13 protein-coding genes are annotated in these 17607 nt (G+C 68.0%); 7 read left to right on the top strand and 6 right to left on the bottom strand.

All coding sequences use genetic code 11. From position 1 onward, the window contains the following. Positions 1-3: 3 nt before the first annotated feature. Genes glgB through glgA form a run of 4 tightly spaced genes read right to left on the bottom strand, consistent with a single transcriptional unit; the run spans position 4 to position 10351 of the window. Positions 4-2208 carry a 1,4-alpha-glucan branching protein GlgB gene (gene glgB / locus ASE30_RS09370; RefSeq protein WP_082601535.1) on the bottom strand — a complete coding sequence of 735 codons (2205 nt, stop codon included), beginning with the start codon at positions 2206-2208 and terminating at the stop codon, positions 4-6. Then, complete coding sequence (gene treS, locus ASE30_RS09365; protein WP_057284114.1) at positions 2205-5561, bottom strand: maltose alpha-D-glucosyltransferase; 3357 nt, start codon at positions 5559-5561, stop codon at positions 2205-2207. Before treS ends, glgB begins: the two co-directional genes overlap by 4 nt. 17 nt (positions 5562-5578) lie before the next feature. Continuing rightward, entirely contained in the window at positions 5579-8773 is a 3195-nt protein-coding gene (locus tag ASE30_RS09360; RefSeq protein WP_057284037.1) for an alpha-1,4-glucan--maltose-1-phosphate maltosyltransferase, read from the bottom strand. A gap of 12 nt (positions 8774-8785) precedes the next feature. Next, entirely contained in the window at positions 8786-10351 is a 1566-nt protein-coding gene (gene glgA, locus ASE30_RS09355; RefSeq protein WP_057284036.1) for a glycogen synthase GlgA, read from the bottom strand. A 31-nt stretch (positions 10352-10382) separates the two neighbouring features. Here glgA and ASE30_RS29750 point away from each other — a divergent pair, with 31 nt between their 5' ends. The 7 genes from ASE30_RS29750 to ASE30_RS09325 all read left to right on the top strand — a co-directional run bounded on the left by ASE30_RS29750 (position 10383) and on the right by ASE30_RS09325 (position 15723). Next, positions 10383-10505: a hypothetical protein gene (locus ASE30_RS29750; protein ID WP_255366936.1), complete on the top strand. Its 123-nt coding sequence runs from the start codon at positions 10383-10385 to the stop codon at positions 10503-10505. 133 nt (positions 10506-10638) lie between these two features. Further along, positions 10639-12408, top strand: a complete 1770-nt coding sequence (locus ASE30_RS09350; protein ID WP_057284035.1) for a thiamine pyrophosphate-requiring protein — start codon at positions 10639-10641, stop codon at positions 12406-12408. Between the two features lie 37 nt (positions 12409-12445). Next, positions 12446-12670, top strand: a complete 225-nt coding sequence (locus ASE30_RS09345; RefSeq protein ID WP_057284034.1) for a hypothetical protein — start codon at positions 12446-12448, stop codon at positions 12668-12670. 51 nt (positions 12671-12721) lie between these two features. Then, positions 12722-13060, top strand: coding sequence for a YqjD family protein (locus ASE30_RS09340; RefSeq protein ID WP_057284033.1), 339 nt, complete (start codon positions 12722-12724; stop codon positions 13058-13060). 210 nt (positions 13061-13270) lie between these two features. Beyond that, positions 13271-13699 carry a PRC-barrel domain-containing protein gene (locus tag ASE30_RS09335; protein ID WP_082601534.1) on the top strand — a complete coding sequence of 143 codons (429 nt, stop codon included), beginning with the start codon at positions 13271-13273 and terminating at the stop codon, positions 13697-13699. A 16-nt stretch (positions 13700-13715) separates the two neighbouring features. Next, positions 13716-14408 (top strand): PIG-L family deacetylase, encoded by a 693-nt coding sequence (locus ASE30_RS09330; RefSeq protein ID WP_057284031.1) that lies wholly within the window; start codon positions 13716-13718, stop codon positions 14406-14408. 202 nt (positions 14409-14610) lie between these two features. After that, positions 14611-15723 carry a DUF748 domain-containing protein gene (locus ASE30_RS09325; RefSeq protein ID WP_057284030.1) on the top strand — a complete coding sequence of 371 codons (1113 nt, stop codon included), beginning with the start codon at positions 14611-14613 and terminating at the stop codon, positions 15721-15723. 6 nt (positions 15724-15729) lie between these two features. Here ASE30_RS09325 and ASE30_RS09320 read toward each other — a convergent pair whose 3' ends face one another. Further along, entirely contained in the window at positions 15730-16488 is a 759-nt protein-coding gene (locus ASE30_RS09320; RefSeq protein ID WP_057284029.1) for a S9 family peptidase, read from the bottom strand. After that, positions 16475-17599, bottom strand: a complete 1125-nt coding sequence (locus ASE30_RS09315; protein WP_057284028.1) for a DUF3182 family protein — start codon at positions 17597-17599, stop codon at positions 16475-16477. Before ASE30_RS09315 ends, ASE30_RS09320 begins: the two co-directional genes overlap by 14 nt. Positions 17600-17607 lie beyond the last annotated feature (8 nt).

The following is a 17607-nucleotide window of genomic DNA, read 5'->3' as shown; positions in this document are numbered from 1 at the left end:
GATTCAGCCTTCGTGTAGCAGATAGAGGGTGGACAGCGGGGGCAGCGTCAGCGACAGGGCCTGAGGCTGCCCGTGGGCCGCCATGTCGCCAGTGCTGGCTCCGCCTTGGTTGCCCTGGCCGGAGCCGCCGTAGTGCGAAGCGTCGGTGTTAAGCATTTCGATCCACCTGCCGGCGCGCGGAACGCCGACGCGGTAGCCGTGGCGGGTCACGGGTGTGAAGTTCGACACCGCCAGCATGTGCCCCTGGCCGTCGCTGCGGACAAACGCCACCACGCTGTTGTCCTGGTCGTCCAGGATCGTCCAGGCAAAGCCCGCGGGATCCGCATCCAGCGCGTGCAGCGCGGGCTGCCGGCAATACAGCCGGTTCAGGTCGGCGACCAGGCGCTGCATGCCCTGGTGGCCCGGATGGTCCAGCAGATTCCAGTCCAGCGTGCCGTCGTGGTTCCATTCCGCGGGCTGGGCCAGCTCGCCGCCCATGAACAGCAGCTTCTTGCCGGGATGCGCCCACATGAACCCCAGGTAGGCGCGCAGGTTGGCCAGACGGGCGGCCCCGTCACCGGGCATCTTGCCCAGCAGCGAGCCCTTGCCGTGCACGACCTCGTCGTGGGACAGCGGCAGGATGAAACGCTCGCTGTACGCATACACCATGCTGAACGTGATGTCGTGATGATGGTGGCGGCGGTGGATGGGATCCTGCTCCAGGTAGCGCAGGGTGTCGTGCATCCAGCCCATGTTCCATTTGTAGTGGAAGCCCAGTCCGTTTTCCGTCACCGGGGCCGTCACGCCCGGCCAGGCGGTCGATTCCTCGGCCACCATGATGGTGTCCGGGAACTCCGCGCGTACTGTGCCGTTGAGCTCCTGCAGGAACTGAACGGCTTCCAGGTTTTCGCGGCCGCCGTATCGGTTCGGTATCCATTCGCCGGGCTGGCGGCTGTAGTCGCGGTACAGCATCGACGCCACCGCGTCCACGCGCAGGCCGTCGATATGAAAGCGCCGCAGCCAGTGGATGGCGCTGGCGATCATGAAGGCCTTGACTTCGTTGCGGCCCAGGTTGTAGACCATGGTGTGCCAGTCGGGGTGATAGCCCTCGCGCGGGTCGTCGTACTCGTAGAGGGACGTGCCGTCGAAGCGGACCAGCCCATGCGCGTCGTCGGGAAAGTGCGCCGGCACCCAGTCCAGGATGACGCCGACGCCGGCCTCGTGGCAGCGGTCGACAAATCGCGCGAAGGCGGCGGGCGGGCCATAGCGGGCCGTGGGCGCGAACATGCCCAAGGGCTGGTAGCCCCACGAACCGCCGAACGGGTGCTCCATGATGGGCATCAGCTCCAGATGCGTGAATCCCATGGCGCGCGCGTAGGCCGGCAACTTGTCCGCAAGCTGGTCCCACGCGCAGGGGCCCTGGTCCAGCCTGGCCCACGACCCGACATGCACTTCATAGATCGACAGCGGCGCGGCGGGGGATTGGCGGCCTGCGCGCTCCTGCATCCATGCCGCGTCGTTCCAAGCGTAGGGCGCGGGGTCGTCCACGACGGACGCGGTGGCCGGCGCTTCTTCGCAGCGGCGCGCCATGGGATCGGCCTTCGGGATCTGGACGCCGGCTTGATCGGTGATGGAAAATTTGTAGCGTTCACCCGGCCGCACGCCAGGGATGAAGATCTCCCAGACGCCCGCGGCATGCCGCAGGCGCATGCCGTGCCGCCGCCCGTCCCAGCCATTGAAATCGCCGATCACGGCGACGCGTCTTGCATTGGGCGCCCAGACCGCGCACCGCAATCCCGCCACGCCGTCCACTTCCATCAGGCACGCGCCCAGGGCATCGGCCGCGTCGCGCCATGAACCCTGCGCCAACCGGCGCAGCGTGGCTTCGTCCAGCAAGGCGCCGAAGGCATAGGGATCCGCGGTGATCTGCTCGGCGCCGGGCCATTGAATGGCCAGCCGGTACGAGGCGCCGTCGCCGGGCCGCACCCCGGCCGCCTGGCCGATATACAGCCCTTGCCCCTGCTCGCGCAGCGGGGTGCGCTCGCCGTCCTGGTCCAGCACGTCGACGGCCAGGGCCCCAGGCACGAATACCCGCAGCCAGCCGTGATGCGGTCCCAGGACCGCGAAGGGATTGTCATGCAGGCCGCAAGCCAGGGCCGTCAGCTCCATGGCGTCGATACGGCCGCCGTCCGCGGCGGCCGGGGCGTGGGGGGTGAACACTTCGGTCATGGCGCTTTTCCTTCGGCGTCTATCGCCGCCGACAGCAGGACGTTTCGCGCCAATTCGGTCAACGCGCATAGGGGAATCGAGATCCAGTCGGGGCGGTGGGCCGCCTCGTAGCCGACTTCATAGGCTGCCTTTTCAAGCTGGGCGAGCGACAGCAGCGTGCCTTCTTCGCCGCCCGCTGGCGTCAATGCCTCGCCTCGGGCGCCGCGATAGCCTCGCAGGAAGGCGTCAGAGGCCTGGTGCCTGAAGCGCGTCAGCAGCGCGTCGCGTTGTTCGGCGGGCGCGACGGACGCGGCCGGGCTGTCGTCCGCGCCGGCATTGGCGTCCATGTGCGCGCCGCCCATCAGGTCGGTCCGCGCGATGGAGGCGGCCGCATAGTCGAACGACCGGAGCATGCCGGCCACGTCCTTGTAGGGCGAGGCCAGGGCCCGGCGCGCTTGCAGGCTGCTGATGGGTTCACCTTCGAAGTCGATCAGGTAGGCGTCAGTCTGCGCCACCAGAACCTGTCCCAGATGGAAGTCGCCATGCACGCGCAGGCACGTTGTGCCGATTTCGGCCTGCGCCATGGTGGCGACCCGGTCCGACAGGCGGGCATGATGGTCGAAGAACCATTCGGCGCACGCCCGCGACGGCGCTTCAAGCTTGTCGAACTGGGCGCGCAAAGCTTGTTCCGCGCGGTCCAGCAGCCCGCGGATATGCTCCGCGCGCGCATCGGAATCCGCCTGGCTGGCGAGCCGCGGCTGGAAGTCCGGATCGTCCGTGGGCGCGGCCAGCAGCGCGTGCATCTGCGCCAGGCGCTCGCCGATGGTGGCGGCCATGACGGCGTAGCCCTGCAGGCTCTCCTCGAATTCCTCGGGGCTGTTGCCCACCAGCAGCGCGTTGGCCAGCGTGCGCTTCAGATAGTCCAGCGTCCAGCTCCAGGCGTCGCCCTCGTTGACGACATAGCGGTGGGCGACGGCCAGCGTGTGGATCACGCCTTCCGCGTCCACGCGCTGCACCTCGCCCAACAGGGCGGGAATATTGGTGTAGCCGGCGCGCGTCAGATAGCGCGTCATCTCGGCTTCGGGCGAAACGCCAGGCTGCACGCTGCGGATCAGCTTCAATATCAGCTGGCCGTCAACGATGACCGAGCTGTTCGACTGCTCGGCCGTCAGCCATTGCAGTTCGGGGTTGTCGGCCAGCGCCATTTCGACCAGGCCCGCTTCCGGAATGAAGCGGATGATGCCCGGCTTGTCGCCGGGCTTGCCGGCGCTGCGGCCGTCCAGTTCGGCGCCGGCCTGCATGGCCTTCAGGGTGCCCGTGACGAAGCCCGGCTGCAGGAAGGCGTCGGCCAGGATGCCGACCTCCGGGCCGCGCCGCACCCGGGCGATGGCGTATTGGATGACGGCGGTTTCATCCCAGACCAGCACGAACGGCGCTTGCGCCCGCATGCCCTCCACGCCGTCCTGCGGTTCGACCTCGGCCCAGTAGTATTCGCCGTCCGCCGACGCGAACGGCGTGGCATAGGCCAGCCGCGCGCGCGAGGGCGGCTCGGTGCCCGGATACCAGCGCTGACGGGCCAGGTACTGGGGCAGGATTTCGTTTTCCAGTGTGGCGCGCGAGCCATCCGTCAGGGCGGCGCCGCCGCGCGACCTGAGCACCAGCGTGACCAGCTCGGGCATCTGCGCGGGGGCCGTGGCATGCCATCCCGGCGGCGCGGCGTCCACGCTCAGGTCCATCCAGTAGAACGCGTAGGGCGGCAGCGTCAGCAGATAGGGCAGTTCGCCGATGGCGGGGAAGGGCGTGCCCCCCAGCATCTCCACCGGCACCCGGCCGGCGAACTCCTGCATGTGCAGTTCCACCGGCTGCGCGGCATTGGACAGGTTGGCGACGCACAGGATGGTCGTGTCCTGCCATTGGCGCAGATACGCCAGGATCTTGCGGTTGCCGGTAAAGATGAAGCGCAGCGTGCCGCGCCCGAAGGCATGGCTTTGACGGCGCTGGGCCAGCAGGCGGCGGGTCCAGTTCAACAGCGAATGCGGATCGCGCTGCTGCGCTTCGACGTTCACCGCCTCATAGCCGTACAGCGGGCCCATCAGCACCGGCAGCGGCAGCCGCTCGGGATCGGCGCGCGAGAATCCGCCGTTGCGGTCCGGCGACCATTGCATCGGCGTGCGCACGCCGTCGCGGTCGCCCAGGTGGACGTTGTCACCCATGCCGAGTTCGTCGCCGTAGTACAGCACCGGCGTGCCTGGCATGGACAGCAGCAGGCTGTTCATCAGTTCGACACGGCGGCGGTCGCGTTCGAGCAGCGGCGCCAGCCGGCGGCGGATGCCCAGGTTGATGCGGGCGCGCGGCTCGGCCGCGTACACATTCCAGAGGTAGTCGCGCTCGCGGCTGGTCACCATCTCCAGCGTAAGTTCGTCATGGTTGCGCAGGAAGATGGCCCACTGGCAGGTGGCGGGAATATCCGGCGTCTGCCGGATGATGTCGGTGATCGGGAAGCGGTCTTCCTGGGCGATCGCCATGTACATGCGCGGCATCAGCGGGAAGTGAAACGACATATGGCATTCGTCGCCCGCGCCAAAATATTCCTGCGCGTCTTCGGGCCATTGGTTGGCCTCGGCCAGGAGCAGGCGGCCGGGATACTCGGCCTCGATCACGGCGCGGATCTCCTTGAGCACCTGGTGCGTCTCGGGCAGGTTCTCGTTGTTGGTGCCTTCGCGCTCGACCAGATAGGGCACAGCGTCCAGTCTCAGGCCATCCACGCCCATGTCCAGCCAGTAGCGCATCACGGACAGCACTTCCTTCAGGACTTGCGGATTGTCGTAATTCAGGTCGGGCTGGTGCGAATAGAAGCGGTGCCAGAAGTACGCGTTCGCGACCGGATCCCAGGTCCAGTTCGATTTCTCGGTGTCGCAAAAGATGATGCGCGTGCCCGCGTAGGCCTTGTCGTTGTCCGACCACACGTAGAAATTGCGGGCGGCGGACCCGGGTTTGGCGGCGCGCGCCCGCTGGAACCACGGGTGCTGGTCCGACGTATGGTTCACGACCAGTTCCGTGATGACGCGCAGTCCGCGGGCATGCGCCGAGCGGATCAGCTTGCGCACGTCGGCAATCGTGCCGTAGTCGGAATGCACGCCGCGATAGTCCGCGATGTCGTAGCCGTCGTCCCGCCGGGGAGAGGGGTAGAAGGGCAGCAGCCAGATGGTGTTGACGCCCAGGCTGGCGATGTAGTCCAGCTTGGAGATCAGGCCTGGCAGGTCGCCGACGCCATCCCCGTTCGAGTCGAAGAACGACTTCACATGCAACTGGTAGATGACGGCATCCTTGTACCAGAGCGCATCGTCTTGAATGGTTTGGATTTCACTGATCATGGCAAGGGGCGTGGGCGTCATCCATGCAGCGACAGGCGCCACACGCGATAGGGTTGATCGGGCGACAGCGTCAGCGCGCGGGTCTTCGTATGCCAGGTCTCGCGGCTTTCGGTCAGGAGGTCTTCGGCGGCCAGTTGTCCACTATCGGCCTCGCCAAACAGCCAGAAGGGCGCTTCGATGCGGGCGGACTGGGGCAGGAACGGGTCCAGGCTGATGGCCACCAGCACCACATTGCCGTGGCCCGGCGTGGACTTGTAGAACGCCAGCACGCGGTCGTTGCCGCTGGCCGCAAGCGTCAGCCCCGCGTGGGTCTGCAGCGCGGGATTGGCGCGGCGGATCTGGTTCAGGCGGGTGATCTCGGCGCGGATGTTGCCGGGGCGATGCCAGTCGCGTTGCCGCAGTTCGTACTTCTCGGAGTCCAGGTATTCCTCCTTGCCCGGCAAGGCGGCGCCCTCGCACAGCTCGAAGCCGCTGTAGACGCCCCACAATCCGGACCCCAACGCCGCCAGCGCGGCGCGTATCAGGAAACCGGGGCGGCCCGATGTCTGCAGGAAGAAGGGGTTGATGTCGGGCGTGTTCACGAAGAAATGCGGCCGGAAGAAGTCGGCCGCGGGCGGCGACGATATTTCTTCCAGGTAGGCCGCAAGCTCCGCTTTTTCGTTGCGCCAGGTGAAGTAGGTATACGACTGCGTGAAGCCGATCTTCGCCAGGCGGTACATCATTTTTGGCCGCGTGAACGCCTCGGACAGGAATATCACGTCGGGATGCTGCGCATGCACTTCCCCGATCATCCACTGCCAGAAGGGCAGCGGCTTGGTATGCGGGTTGTCCACGCGAAAGATGCGCACGCCGTGCCCGACCCAGAACAGCACGATGTCGCGCAGCGCCCGCCACAGGCCCAGCTTGCGCGCGCGCCGCGCCGGCGCGCCGTAGAAGGCGACGTTGACGATGTCCTCATACTTCTTGGGCGGATTCTCGGCGTATCGCAGCGAGCCGTCGGGCCGCCACGAGAACCAGTCGGGATGCTGCGCCAGCCACGGATGGTCGGGCGAACACTGGATGGCGAAGTCCAGCGCGATCTCCATGCCCTGCCGGGCCGCGGCGTCCACCAGCCGCAGGAAATCGGGCAGGGTGCCAAGCTGGGGTTCGATGGCGTCATGGCCGCCGCTGGCCGCGCCGATGGCGTAGGGGCTGCCGACATCGTCCGGCTCGGCACGCAGGCTGTTGTTGCGCCCCTTGCGGTTGCGCTGGCCGATCGGATGGATGGGGGGCAGGTACAGCACGTCGAAGCCCATCTCGCGCACGTCCGGCAGCCGGGCGATCACATCGTCGAAGGTGCCGTGCCGGCCCGGCTCGGCGGCCTGGGATCGCGGGAACAGTTCATACCAGCTTGAATGGCAGGCCTGGCTGCGGTCCACCCAGACGGGATAGGCCAGGGGGCTGACGGCTTCGAACGGATGATCGTCCAGGTCACGCATGGCGCGCGCCAGTTCCGGATCCAGCAGCGCGACCACCTGTTCGAGCGTGGGCGGGGCCGGCCGCGCCAGGTCGGCGTCCGCGAAAGCGTCCAGAGCACGCTGCACGGGCGCGGCGTCACCCGGCGATCCGGCTTGCGCGCGCGCCAGGGCGTCGCGCAACAGCGCCAGGCCCTCGTGCACCTCCAGGCTCAGGTCGCGGCCGGCCTGATGCTTCAACTCGATGTCGTGGCGAAAGGTGTGCCAGGCGTCGAACCAGGCGGCGACGGCGAATTCGTGCGCGCCCACGCGCCGCGGCCGAAACGCGGCCTCCCAGCGGTCGTTCAGGCCGCGCTCCATCGGCACCGTGCGCCAGCGGGGCTCGTCCTTGGCCCGCCAGCGCAGCTCGGCGGCAAGCTGGTCGTGGCCGTCCATGAAGATGTCCGCCTGCACGGCGATGCTCGCATGCGGAATGCTCTTGACCGGGAAGGCGCCTCCATCGACCGCGGGGCTGACGTTTTCCAGCGCGATACGCAGGTTCGCCGCGTCGTCGGCGCGAGTCCTCTGGTGGCGCGCGACATCGCGCACCGGTTCCGTGGGGGCCAGCATCAGCAGAGCGCATTCGCCCGGCGCCAGCGCATTGCCGTCCGCCTGCAGCCCCTCGGGCGGCGTGTGCGGCACCAGGTCGGCGGGGGGCAGCAGGGGCGCAAGCGCATCCCAGTCCAGGTCCGCCTCGCGGGCATCCGACGGATTGATGGCCAGCGCGGCTGACGCGCCATCCTCCGTGCCGCGCAACAGCACGCTGCAGCCGCCATCGCGGCCGCCCAGCAGGCGCAACGGGCCCTGCAGGCGGGTGTCGGCGAACCAGCGGTTCACCATGGCGACACCGGGCAGCAGGCGTTCGTCATCGTCGTTGAACATCAAGCCGTCGCCCGATACGGCCGCGCTCCACAGCGCGCGCTTGCCATCGACCTTGGGCCGCGCCGCGCCGACTTGGGGCGGCGATGCGATCACGCCGCCCATGGCCCGCAGCCTGGCGTCTTCGTCGGCCAGCCAGGCGGACTTGAAATCCCACCAGGGCAGGGAAGAGAAAGAGGCGTCAAAGCCCGCGTCGCGCAAGGCCGCCAGGCTCTCGGGCGCGAGACCCGGGGTCCATGCCAGCAGCCGCACGTCGGGGCGCTGCCGGCGCAATGCCGCGAACAGATCGCGCCAGGCCGAAGCGGGCAGGCGATGCGGCGCCTGGAAGACCACGCCGTCGACGCCATGGCTGAGCCAGCGTGACAGCCTTTCGGTCCACGCCGCCAGAAAGCCGGGCGGCAAGGGCCCGTCTTGCAAATGCAGTACGCTGCGCGCCTCGGCGGACAGACGGGGATCGCGCGCCGGATCGTCATGGCGCGACTGGTACCAGCCCGGCGCCGCGGTGGCCGCGACCGCATCGCGGGCGCAGCGGTCCAGGATCACATCCACGTACAGACCTAGCCGGTGCGCGGATAGCTGCCTGGCCGCCTGCGCGTACCAGTGGGTAAGGGGAACCTCCACGCCATCCATCACGGCGGTGTCGGCATCCAGTGGGGCGCCGGAACCGCCGTCGGGAGACACGAGCCATGGGGCGGGAATCATGACGGCATTGAACCCGCGCTGCTCCAGCCTGGCATACAGGCCTGGCGCGCCGCCCGCGGGGCCGGCGTCCAGGCCATGGCGGGCGTGGTACAGGCGCAAAGGCGTGCGGGGGTGCGGAACGGCGCTGGGTGTAGGCACCGGGCGTTCTCCTTAGATGGTCGCCGGCATGGCGCCGCCGGAACGGGGAAGGCGGGCGACGGCGCCGCGCCCGACCTGTTGACCGGCGGGCGCAGCGGGCGCGTTGGCGGATTCCGGCTCGACCAGCGAGCGGTACAGGCTCGCATAGAGTCCGACCGCAGACCGCCAGCCGAAGTCGGCTGTCATGGCGTTGCGCTGCATGATCCGCCACAACAAGTGGTGCCCACGCAGATTCACCGCCCGTTCGATGGCGGCGCTCATGGCTTGCGGAGCGTCGCCATCGAACAGCAGCCCGTTGGCCGATGCCATCGCGGACAGCGGCGCGCGCGGACCGGGATCTTCGATCGTGTCGGCCATGCCGCCCACGCGCGAACCGATCGGCAACGCGCCATAACGCATGGCATAGAGCGGGGTCAGGCCAAAGGGCTCGAAGCGGCTGGCGTGCAGCAGGATGTCCGCGCCCGCGTGCAGCCGGTGGGCGATACCCTCGTCGTAGCCAATGTGGGCCGCGCAACGACCCGGATACCGGTCGACAATCTCCAGCAGGGCCTGTTCCAGACGGTGGTCGCCCTGGCCCAGGATCGCGATCTGCAGCCCGGGATGCCGGTCCAGCGCCTCGGGCAGCGCCTGCACGGCCACATCCACCATTTTCTGCTCGGTCAGGCGGTTGCCCATGGCCATCAGGGTGGCGCCCAGATCCGGACGCAGCCCGAATTCACGCTGCAGGGCCGCCTTGCAATAGGCCTTGTTCGCCAGGTCGCGGACCGAGTAGCGGTGGCTGCGCAGATAGGGATCCCGCGCGGGATTCCAGAGCACGTCGTCGATGCCGTTCGGAATCGGCAGCAGATCGCCCGCGCGGCTTCTCAGCAATTCATCCAGCCCGCAGCCGAAGGCGGGCGTCATGATCTCGCGGGAATAGGTGTGGCTGACTGTCGTGACGCGGTCCGCGTAGCGGATGCCGGCCTTCAGGAAGTTCAGCTTGCCCCAAGCCTGGGCGCCGTCGTCGTTGCGCGCCCAATCGGGCACGCCGTACAGGTCCGCGCATTCCATGGGGAACAAGCCCTGGAATGCCAGGTTGTGTATGGTCATCACGCTCTTCACGTCATGCAGGCGGGCCGCGCGCAGCAGTAGCGGCACCAGTCCGGCGTGCCAGTCGTGGGCGTGCACCAGCGTGGGGCGGAGTACGCCGGGCAGGCCGGCCGCCACGCGCACCGCCGCATGCGCCAGGGCCGCGTAGCGCGTACCGTTGTCGGGATGCTCGGCGCCGCTTTCGTCGGCATAGATGCCCGCGCGGTCGTACAGGGCATCGTTCTGCACCAGCAGATAGTCCAGTCCGGATTGCGGACATGTGCCGGCCAGAAGCGAGGCGTCGCCGCCCGGCATGTCCGTCAGCGTCGCGACGGTGTGGACGCGCTTGAGTTTGGCGGTTACGCCCCGGTACGCCGGCAGCATCACGGTCAGTGGCACCCGCGCCTCGCTCAATGCGCGAGCCATGCCCGTGATGGCATCGCCCAGGCCGCCCGTTTTGGCCAGGGGGAACGCTTCCCCCGCCACGATCAGGGTTCTCGTCTTCGCCATGCTTGCTCCAGGTGGGTGGCAGGCCACGGACATGAACCGCGATCCCGCCGAAGCCTGCGTATACGCAAGCGGTGTGCCCAAACCCGAGCGCGGCCAAGAAAATGCCGCAGTGCAGCAGAAAATCCGCCCGCGCTTTCCTCCGAAAGACGGCTAGGACGGAAGGTGTAGGCGCCGCCCGGCGCCCGCTTTGTAATTTTTGTGCCCCGCATGCGCCCGATTTCCCTTTGCGGGCAGGAACGGCGATTGCTGCCTGCACTTGCTTTCAGTGACGAACGCGGGAGAAACGTATGGAATCAGTGTCCGACTTCGTGTTGAAGCGGCTGTCGCAATGGGGTGTCAGACGGGTCTTTGGCTACCCTGGCGACGGGATAAACGGGTTGATCGGCGCCTTCGGCCGCACGCAGGAGCCGCTGGAATTCATTCAGGCCCGGCACGAGGAAAGCGCGGCGTTCATGGCCTGCGCCCACGCCAAATTCACCGGCCAGGTGGGTGTATGCCTGGCCACGTCCGGCCCCGGCGCCATCCACTTGCTCAATGGCTTGTATGACGCCAAGCTGGACCACCAGCCCGTGGTCGCGCTGGTGGGGCAGCAGGCCCGCAGCGCGCTGGGCGGCGATTACCAGCAAGAGGTTGACCTCGTCAGCCTGTTCAAGGACGTGGCGCACGATTTCGTGCATATGGCCACTACCGCCGAGCAGGCGCGCCACATGGTGGACCGCGCCGTGCGCATCGCCATGGAACGCCGCAGCGTCACCTGCCTGATATTTCCCAACGATGTGCAGGATCTGCCCGCGGTGGAGGTTCCGCCGCGCGAGCACGGCACGGTTCATACCGGCATCGGGCTGACCTCGCACGCCAGCGTGCCCGGCGCGGATGCGCTGCGAAATGCCGCCGACATCCTGAACCGGGGAGAGCGGGTCGCGATGCTGGTGGGCGCGGGCGCGCTGGAGGCGGGCCCGGAGGTCAGCCAGGTCGCCGAACTGTTGGGCGCCGGGGTGGCCAAGGCGCTGCTGGGCAAGGCCGTCCTGCCCGACAGCCTGCCGTATGTCACCGGCGCCATCGGGCTGCTGGGCACCCAGCCCAGTTGGGAAATGATGAACGAGTGCGACACGCTGCTGATGGTGGGAACCTCGTTTCCCTACGCCGAATTCCTGCCCAAGGAAGGGCAGGCGCGCGGGGTGCAGATCGACCGCGACGGGCGCAAGCTCAGCCTGCGCTACCCCGTCGAGGTGGGCCTGGTCGGAGACAGCAGGCTGACCCTGCAGGCCCTGATCCCGCTGCTGGAGCACAAGAAAGCGCGGCGCTGGCGCGAGCGTATCGAAAAGCAGGTGGCCAACTGGCGCGACACGGTGCATGCGCGCGCCATGGTGGACGCCAAGCCGCTGAACCCGCAGCGGCCGTTTCTTGAACTGTCCAGGCGCCTGCCACCGCAAACCATCATCGCCTGCGATTCCGGGTCCGCCGCGAACTGGTACGCGCGCGACATCGACTTGCGGGAAGGAATGATGGGCTCGGTGTCGGGCGGGCTGGCCACCATGGGTTGCGGCGTGCCTTATGCCTTGGCGGCCAAGCTGGCCTATCCCGACCGCCCCGTGATCGCGCTGGTGGGCGATGGCGCCATGCAGATGCTGGGCATCAACGAACTGATCACCATCGCCCATCGCTGGAAAGACTGGGCAAATCCCACGCTGGTCGTGATGGTGCTCAATAACGGCGACCTGAACCTGGTCACCTGGGAGCAGCGCGTGATGGGCGGCGACCCGCGCTTCGCGGACTCGCAATGGTTGCCGGAGTTCTCGTATGCCGACTACGGCCGGCTGTTGGGGCTGGAAGGCATCCGCGTCGACAGCCCGGAAGCGGTGGGCCCCGCGTGGGATCGCGCGCTATCGGCGACGCGTCCCGTGGTCCTTGAAATGGTGACCGACCCGGAGATGCCGCCATTACCCCCGCATATCCCCGCCAAGCAGATCGGCGCGTACTTTCAGGCCCTGCGCAAGGAAAACGGCGAGGCGGGCGGCGCGGCCCTCCGCGCCACGATCAAACAGTGGTGGGCTTGACCGCCGCCGCCGGATTTCACGATGTCAGGAGCACAACATGAGCAATGCAGGCGCAACCAATTCCCCCAAGCCCGGGCAGGGCGGGCGCCCCGCGCCCGAACAGGCGCCCGCCGAACAACCCAAGCCGGATTCGTCCGGCCATGAGAAGGACGAGAAGGGGCGGTGGCCGCCCGACAGCATTCCCAACCCCATGCCGGGCGTAGACCCGCAACAGACGCCCGGCATCGACCGGCTGGGCGGACGGCATGCCGCTTGCGGCTGAGTCCGTCCAGGCCATGCCGCAAGCATGATCCCCACTTACCAAGGAGAGCACATGAACAAGCAAGAGAGGCTGCGCAATATGTTTCAACCGTCGGACAGTTCAACGCGCACCGTGCGCGACCTGATAACCGGCACGGAGGACCTGCTGCGCAGCACCGCCAGCTATAGCGGGTCCGAGATCGAAGCCGCGCGCGACAAGCTCAAGCATCAGTTGGACGCGGCGCGGGAGCAGGCCAAGGGCTGGGAGCGCGCCGCGTGGGACCGGGCCCGGGAGGTCTCGCACGCCACCGACGAATATGTGCATGAGAACGCCTGGAAGAGCGTGGCGGGCGCCGCGTTGATCGGCGTGCTGGCCGGCATCTGCATGATGTCGGACCATCGCCGGCGTTGATGCCGTGCGCACCACGCACGCCGGCGGGGCCGGGCCTAGCAGCACGCGGGGCCGGTCCCGGCTTTATCGGCCTTGCGTGTAAAAAATGCCGCCCTCGGCCGGCTTTCCGTGCTCGCGGCCCCGGCTAAGCCGTGCGGCACATCGCTTGCGTAGGGAAGGCCGCGGGGCGAACCGTTAGCCTCGCGGCACATTCCATCCATGGAGAAAACGATGAACCAACCATTGACAGGCGCCGGACAGGCGCAAAGCCAGACCAACATCGTGGGCGGGCCAAAAAGCGACCCCAGCGGACCCGGTCCGCAAGTGATGGCGGCGGGCACGCTGGAAGGCAACGACGTCTACAACCCCGCGGGCGAATCGCTGGGCAGCATCCAGGACATCATGCTGGATGTGCCCCACGGCCGTATCGCCTACGCGGTGCTGTCGCGCGGCGGCATCCTGGGTATCGGCGACAAGCTGTATGCCATTCCCTGGGGCGCGCTGACGCTGGATACCGATCGCAAGTGCTTCGTCCTGAACGTGGACAAGGACACGCTCAAGAATGCCGAAGGCTTCGATAAGGACAATTGGCCGAGCATGGCGGACGAGACCTGGGCGCGCGGCATTCACCAGTACTACAACCAGCCGCCGTACTGGTAGCCCCGGAGAGGACGGTATGCTGGCCGAAGGCAGACTGATTGCGATCTCCCCGTACTTCAACGACGCCGTCGTCAGTTGCGGGAGCTTGCTCGCGGGACGCCCGGACAGCACCGTCCTCACCGTTTTTTCCGGCATGCCGCTCGGCGCGGGCCAACTGAGCGACAGGGACCGCCGCAGCGGCTTCAAGGACGGCAGGCAGGCGGTCCTGGTCCGGCACGCGCAAAGCGATCGGGCGCTGGCCCTGCTGGGCGTGCAAGGCGTACAGATGGACCTGCTGGACGAACAATATCTGGACGTCGGCGAAGAGGGGCGCCTGACCGGCGCGCTGGCCGCCGCGCTCTCCACCCTGCGTCCCCGCATCATCCTCATGCCCTTGGGGCTGTTCCATTCGGCCCATGTGCGGGTCTGCGACGCGGCGCTGACGATCCGCGGCCTGTTTCGCCGAGTGAGCTGGGTGGCCTACGAGGAAGCCTCGGACCGAGGCCGCCCGGGGGCCGTGCAGGAGCGGCTTGCCTTCCTGCTGCATCAGCATATCGTCGCGACCCCGATCCGCCTCGCGGAAGGCGACGCCGATGGCGCCAGGCAGCGCGCGGCGGCTGCCCATGCCAGCCTGGCCGGGGCCGAGGGCTCCGGATATGGCTCGCCCTTCGAGGACGAGCAGATGGAGCGCTATTGGCGCCTGTCCTGGAAGCGCGACAGGTTCCGTTGACGCGCGTCCTCCGGCTGGGCACGCCGCTTGCTTGCCGCGCTGGCGCAAGCCTCGTTCGTGAGTGGCCTCATCCTTTTTGACCATTGATGAACGATTGCGCATCCAGGACGATGCTCGGGTTGCACAGGGCGCCGCGCCTCGCTATGGTGAAAGGAATGCGGCGCGCAAGGCGCCATCGCCACTCCAGACTTCGGGAAACACAATGAGCTTGAACGCAGACGCCCGGCGAGGCCGGTCGGGCTGGGGCAACGTCCTGGCCATCCTGCTTCTGATCGCGGCGATCGCCGGCGTGCTTGCGCTGGCGGCCACCCGCATCGCCGAACAGCGCATCGCAAGCATGCTGGGGCCGCGCAGCCAGGTGGGCAACGTGCAGGTCGGGTTCAGGCAGGTGGTCCTGACCGACGTCGCCGTGCCCGGCGCCTCGGGTCAGCCAGGCGCGCGGGCGCGCCGCATCGTGCTCGAACCGGAATGGTCCGCCTTCCTGCGGCACGAGGCCGTCTTCAAGCGCATCACGATCGAAGATTTCGATTTCGCCGTCGTCCGGGGCGCGGACGGCGCCATGCAGATATCGCCGGCCGTGCAAGCCGCGCTGCGGGCCGGCGACGGCGGCGACGGCAAGTCTCGTCGAAACGAGCCCATCCGCGTCGCGGACCTGGTGCTGCGCGATGGCCGCCTGCAATATTTGGATGGCGAGGTGGCGAAGCCGCCGCACCGGATTCCGTTCACCGACGTCCAGGCGCGCCTGCATCCCGTGATGATCCCGGGCGACGGCACCGCCAGCGACATGGAATTCAGCGGCAAGGTCGAAGAAAACCGTAATGGCGAATCGACGGTGCGGGCGCAAGGCAAGGTGGTCGTCGGCGGCACGGACGCCGACATGACGGTCGCCGTGCGCAACATGGACATCCGCTATGCGGCGCCGTATCTATCGGACAATGGCGCGGGCTCGCTGACGGCAGGGTCTATGGACCTCGACATGAAAACCGCCATCAAGGGCCGGGAATTGCGCGCCTCCGGCGCCGTGGCGCTGCACGGCCTGAAGTTCGGCGGAGACGGCAACCTGTTCTCGCTGCCGCGCAAGGCCGTGCTGGCCGCGCTGAAGGACAAGAGCGGCACGATCCGCTTTGATTTCGCGCTGGCTGGCCGGCTGGACAATCCCAAATTTTCCGTGACGCGCGGCTTCTCGGCCCAGGTGGCGCAAGGCTTTGGTCACGCCATCGGTGTCGGCGCGGAAGGTGCCGCCGAGGGCGTCTCCGGCGCGGTCAAGGAACTGGGCAACGCGCTGTCGGATCTGCTCAGCCCCGGCAAGCCCTGAGGCCGATCACGGCGCGGGCCGGGCCCGGCCGATCCGCGCGCCCATGACCATCTCCGTGACCCAATTCACCAGGATCGACGTATAGGCCTGCTGCGAGGCCTTGTCGCTCAGCCCGTGGTCCGCCCCGTCGAGGATGCGGTGCGTCAGCGAATGCGAACGCCGGAATGCCGAGCGGTAGCTCATGATGGTGGAGTGCGGAATATAAAGGTCGTGCTCGGCTTCGACGATCAGCACGTCGCCCGGAAATTCCGCGCACGCGGACAGGGCCCGGTTGCTTTCGGGTTCCACATGGCTGTTGCGGTAGGCGCGCAGCGTGTCGCGATTGAGCTGGTTCTTGGGCAGCATCCACTCGTCGTCCCGGTACAGGGCGGGCACGTGCAGCGCCAGCCACCGCACCCGCCGCAGCCCGCTCAGGATGGCGGCCAGGTAGCCGCCGTAGCTGCTGCCCACGACCGCGACCGAACCGCTGTCCAGCGACGGATGGGACGCCAGCCGGTCATACGCGGCCATCACGTCGCGCAGATTGTCGTCGCGCGACACCTGCATCTGCTGCGCCTGCGTGGCCGCATGCCCGCGCAGATCGAAGGTCAGGCAGACGCAGCCCAGCGCCGCAATCCCCTTGGCGCGCGCCAGGTCGAACGCCTGGTCGCCGCCCCAGCCGTGGATGAAGAGGACCCCGGGCACCTTGTTCTCGGGGGTGAGGAAGGTGCCCGCCAGGCGCTGGTCCGCCACCTCGATGTCGATGGGATCGCTAAACGCCGCCATTGTCCTCCTCCAGAATGCCACCCGACTTGGTAATCATACCCACGGCGGAATCCTCGCCCCGGTAGACGCAGCGCTGCGGCGTCGGCAGGGGTTCGTCGTGGCCATAGCGTTCGCGGGTGGCGGCAAGCACCGTCTTCAACGAGGGCGACAGCAGGAATGCCTGCAGCGCCGCAAGCTCGGCAATGCTCGCGCCGCCCGCGCGCCAGGACTGTTCCAGCACGCCGGATCGCGGTTCGCCCGCCGCCGTGCGCCCGATGGCGACGTCGTAGTTGCGGCGCGAAGCAAAGAAATCAGGGTAGGCGGTGGACACCGCCGTGTCGTAGCGGCAGGCCATATCGACGGCGAGCCGCTCTTCGTCGGACAGGTCCAGCGCCCGCAACTCGTCGAAGCCGCCCCGGGCAAAGCAGAGCGTCGAACCGCCATAGACCGACACCCCGTCGTTGTCCGGCGTCAGGCGCTGCGTGCCCACATACGAGGTTTCCAGCTTGCCCACGCGGGTCCAGCCCACGCTGTAGGTGGAGATTTCCGCCAGGTCTTCCTCCAGCACCAGCCCCAGCCGGCGCACGGACGCGGCATGCTGCAGGGCTAGCCCCTTGCGCAGTTCTTCCGGCGTGCGTACGACTATCTGCCCACGGCCCGCATTGGCGTCCGCCGGCTTGATGCGCAGTGCTCCATCGCGCAGCATGCGTTCTCCGGCGCGCTGCGCGTCCTCCAGCGTAAAGGCGGAATATCCCTTGAGCACCACCTCGCGCAGCTCCTCGGCCAGGTTGCGCACCCAGCCCTCGGGCGCCTTGGCCCGCGCATCGAACACACCATGGGTGATGGACTTCGACGCGACGAAGGCGTGCGGCGTCACGCCGCCGTACAGATCCGCCGCCCGCGAGATGCCCAGTTTGGCGGCGCGCGCCAGACTGGTAATGCTGCGGTCGGGCACGTAGTAGGGTGGAGGTTCGCCGCGGTGGCGGCTGGGCCGGAACCCGGGCACGAATCGCAGCCCCAGCAGGGCGGCCAGCCGTAGCGCCAGCGCTTCCTGCGAAGCGATTTCATGTTCGGACGCGCCCGCGCGCCGTGGATAGGCGGCGACGGTGTGGGGTGCAAGGGGACGGTTCATGGGCGGCC

Source organism: Achromobacter sp. Root83 (assembly GCF_001428845.1).
Lineage (GTDB): Bacteria > Pseudomonadota > Gammaproteobacteria > Burkholderiales > Burkholderiaceae_B > Achromobacter.
Note: the sequence above shows the minus strand (reverse complement) of the source record. Positions and strands in the feature narration are given on the sequence as shown.

What these genes read in the sequence shown, in the direction of transcription:
- glgB (WP_082601535.1), bottom strand. Translation starts at nt 2,208, where the DNA reads ATGACCGAAGTGTTCACCCCCCACGCCCCGGCCGCCGCGGACGGCGGC.
- treS (WP_057284114.1), bottom strand. Translation starts at nt 5,561, where the DNA reads ATGATCAGTGAAATCCAAACCATTCAAGACGATGCGCTCTGGTACAAG.
- glgA (WP_057284036.1), bottom strand. Translation starts at nt 10,351, where the DNA reads ATGGCGAAGACGAGAACCCTGATCGTGGCGGGGGAAGCGTTCCCCCTG.
- ASE30_RS29750 (WP_255366936.1), top strand. Translation starts at nt 10,383, where the DNA reads ATGAACCGCGATCCCGCCGAAGCCTGCGTATACGCAAGCGGTGTGCCC.
- ASE30_RS09350 (WP_057284035.1), top strand. Translation starts at nt 10,639, where the DNA reads ATGGAATCAGTGTCCGACTTCGTGTTGAAGCGGCTGTCGCAATGGGGT.
- ASE30_RS09345 (WP_057284034.1), top strand. Translation starts at nt 12,446, where the DNA reads ATGAGCAATGCAGGCGCAACCAATTCCCCCAAGCCCGGGCAGGGCGGG.
- ASE30_RS09340 (WP_057284033.1), top strand. Translation starts at nt 12,722, where the DNA reads ATGAACAAGCAAGAGAGGCTGCGCAATATGTTTCAACCGTCGGACAGT.
- ASE30_RS09335 (WP_082601534.1), top strand. Translation starts at nt 13,271, where the DNA reads ATGAACCAACCATTGACAGGCGCCGGACAGGCGCAAAGCCAGACCAAC.
- ASE30_RS09330 (WP_057284031.1), top strand. Translation starts at nt 13,716, where the DNA reads ATGCTGGCCGAAGGCAGACTGATTGCGATCTCCCCGTACTTCAACGAC.
- ASE30_RS09325 (WP_057284030.1), top strand. Translation starts at nt 14,611, where the DNA reads ATGAGCTTGAACGCAGACGCCCGGCGAGGCCGGTCGGGCTGGGGCAAC.
- ASE30_RS09320 (WP_057284029.1), bottom strand. Translation starts at nt 16,488, where the DNA reads ATGGCGGCGTTTAGCGATCCCATCGACATCGAGGTGGCGGACCAGCGC.
- ASE30_RS09315 (WP_057284028.1), bottom strand. Translation starts at nt 17,599, where the DNA reads ATGAACCGTCCCCTTGCACCCCACACCGTCGCCGCCTATCCACGGCGC.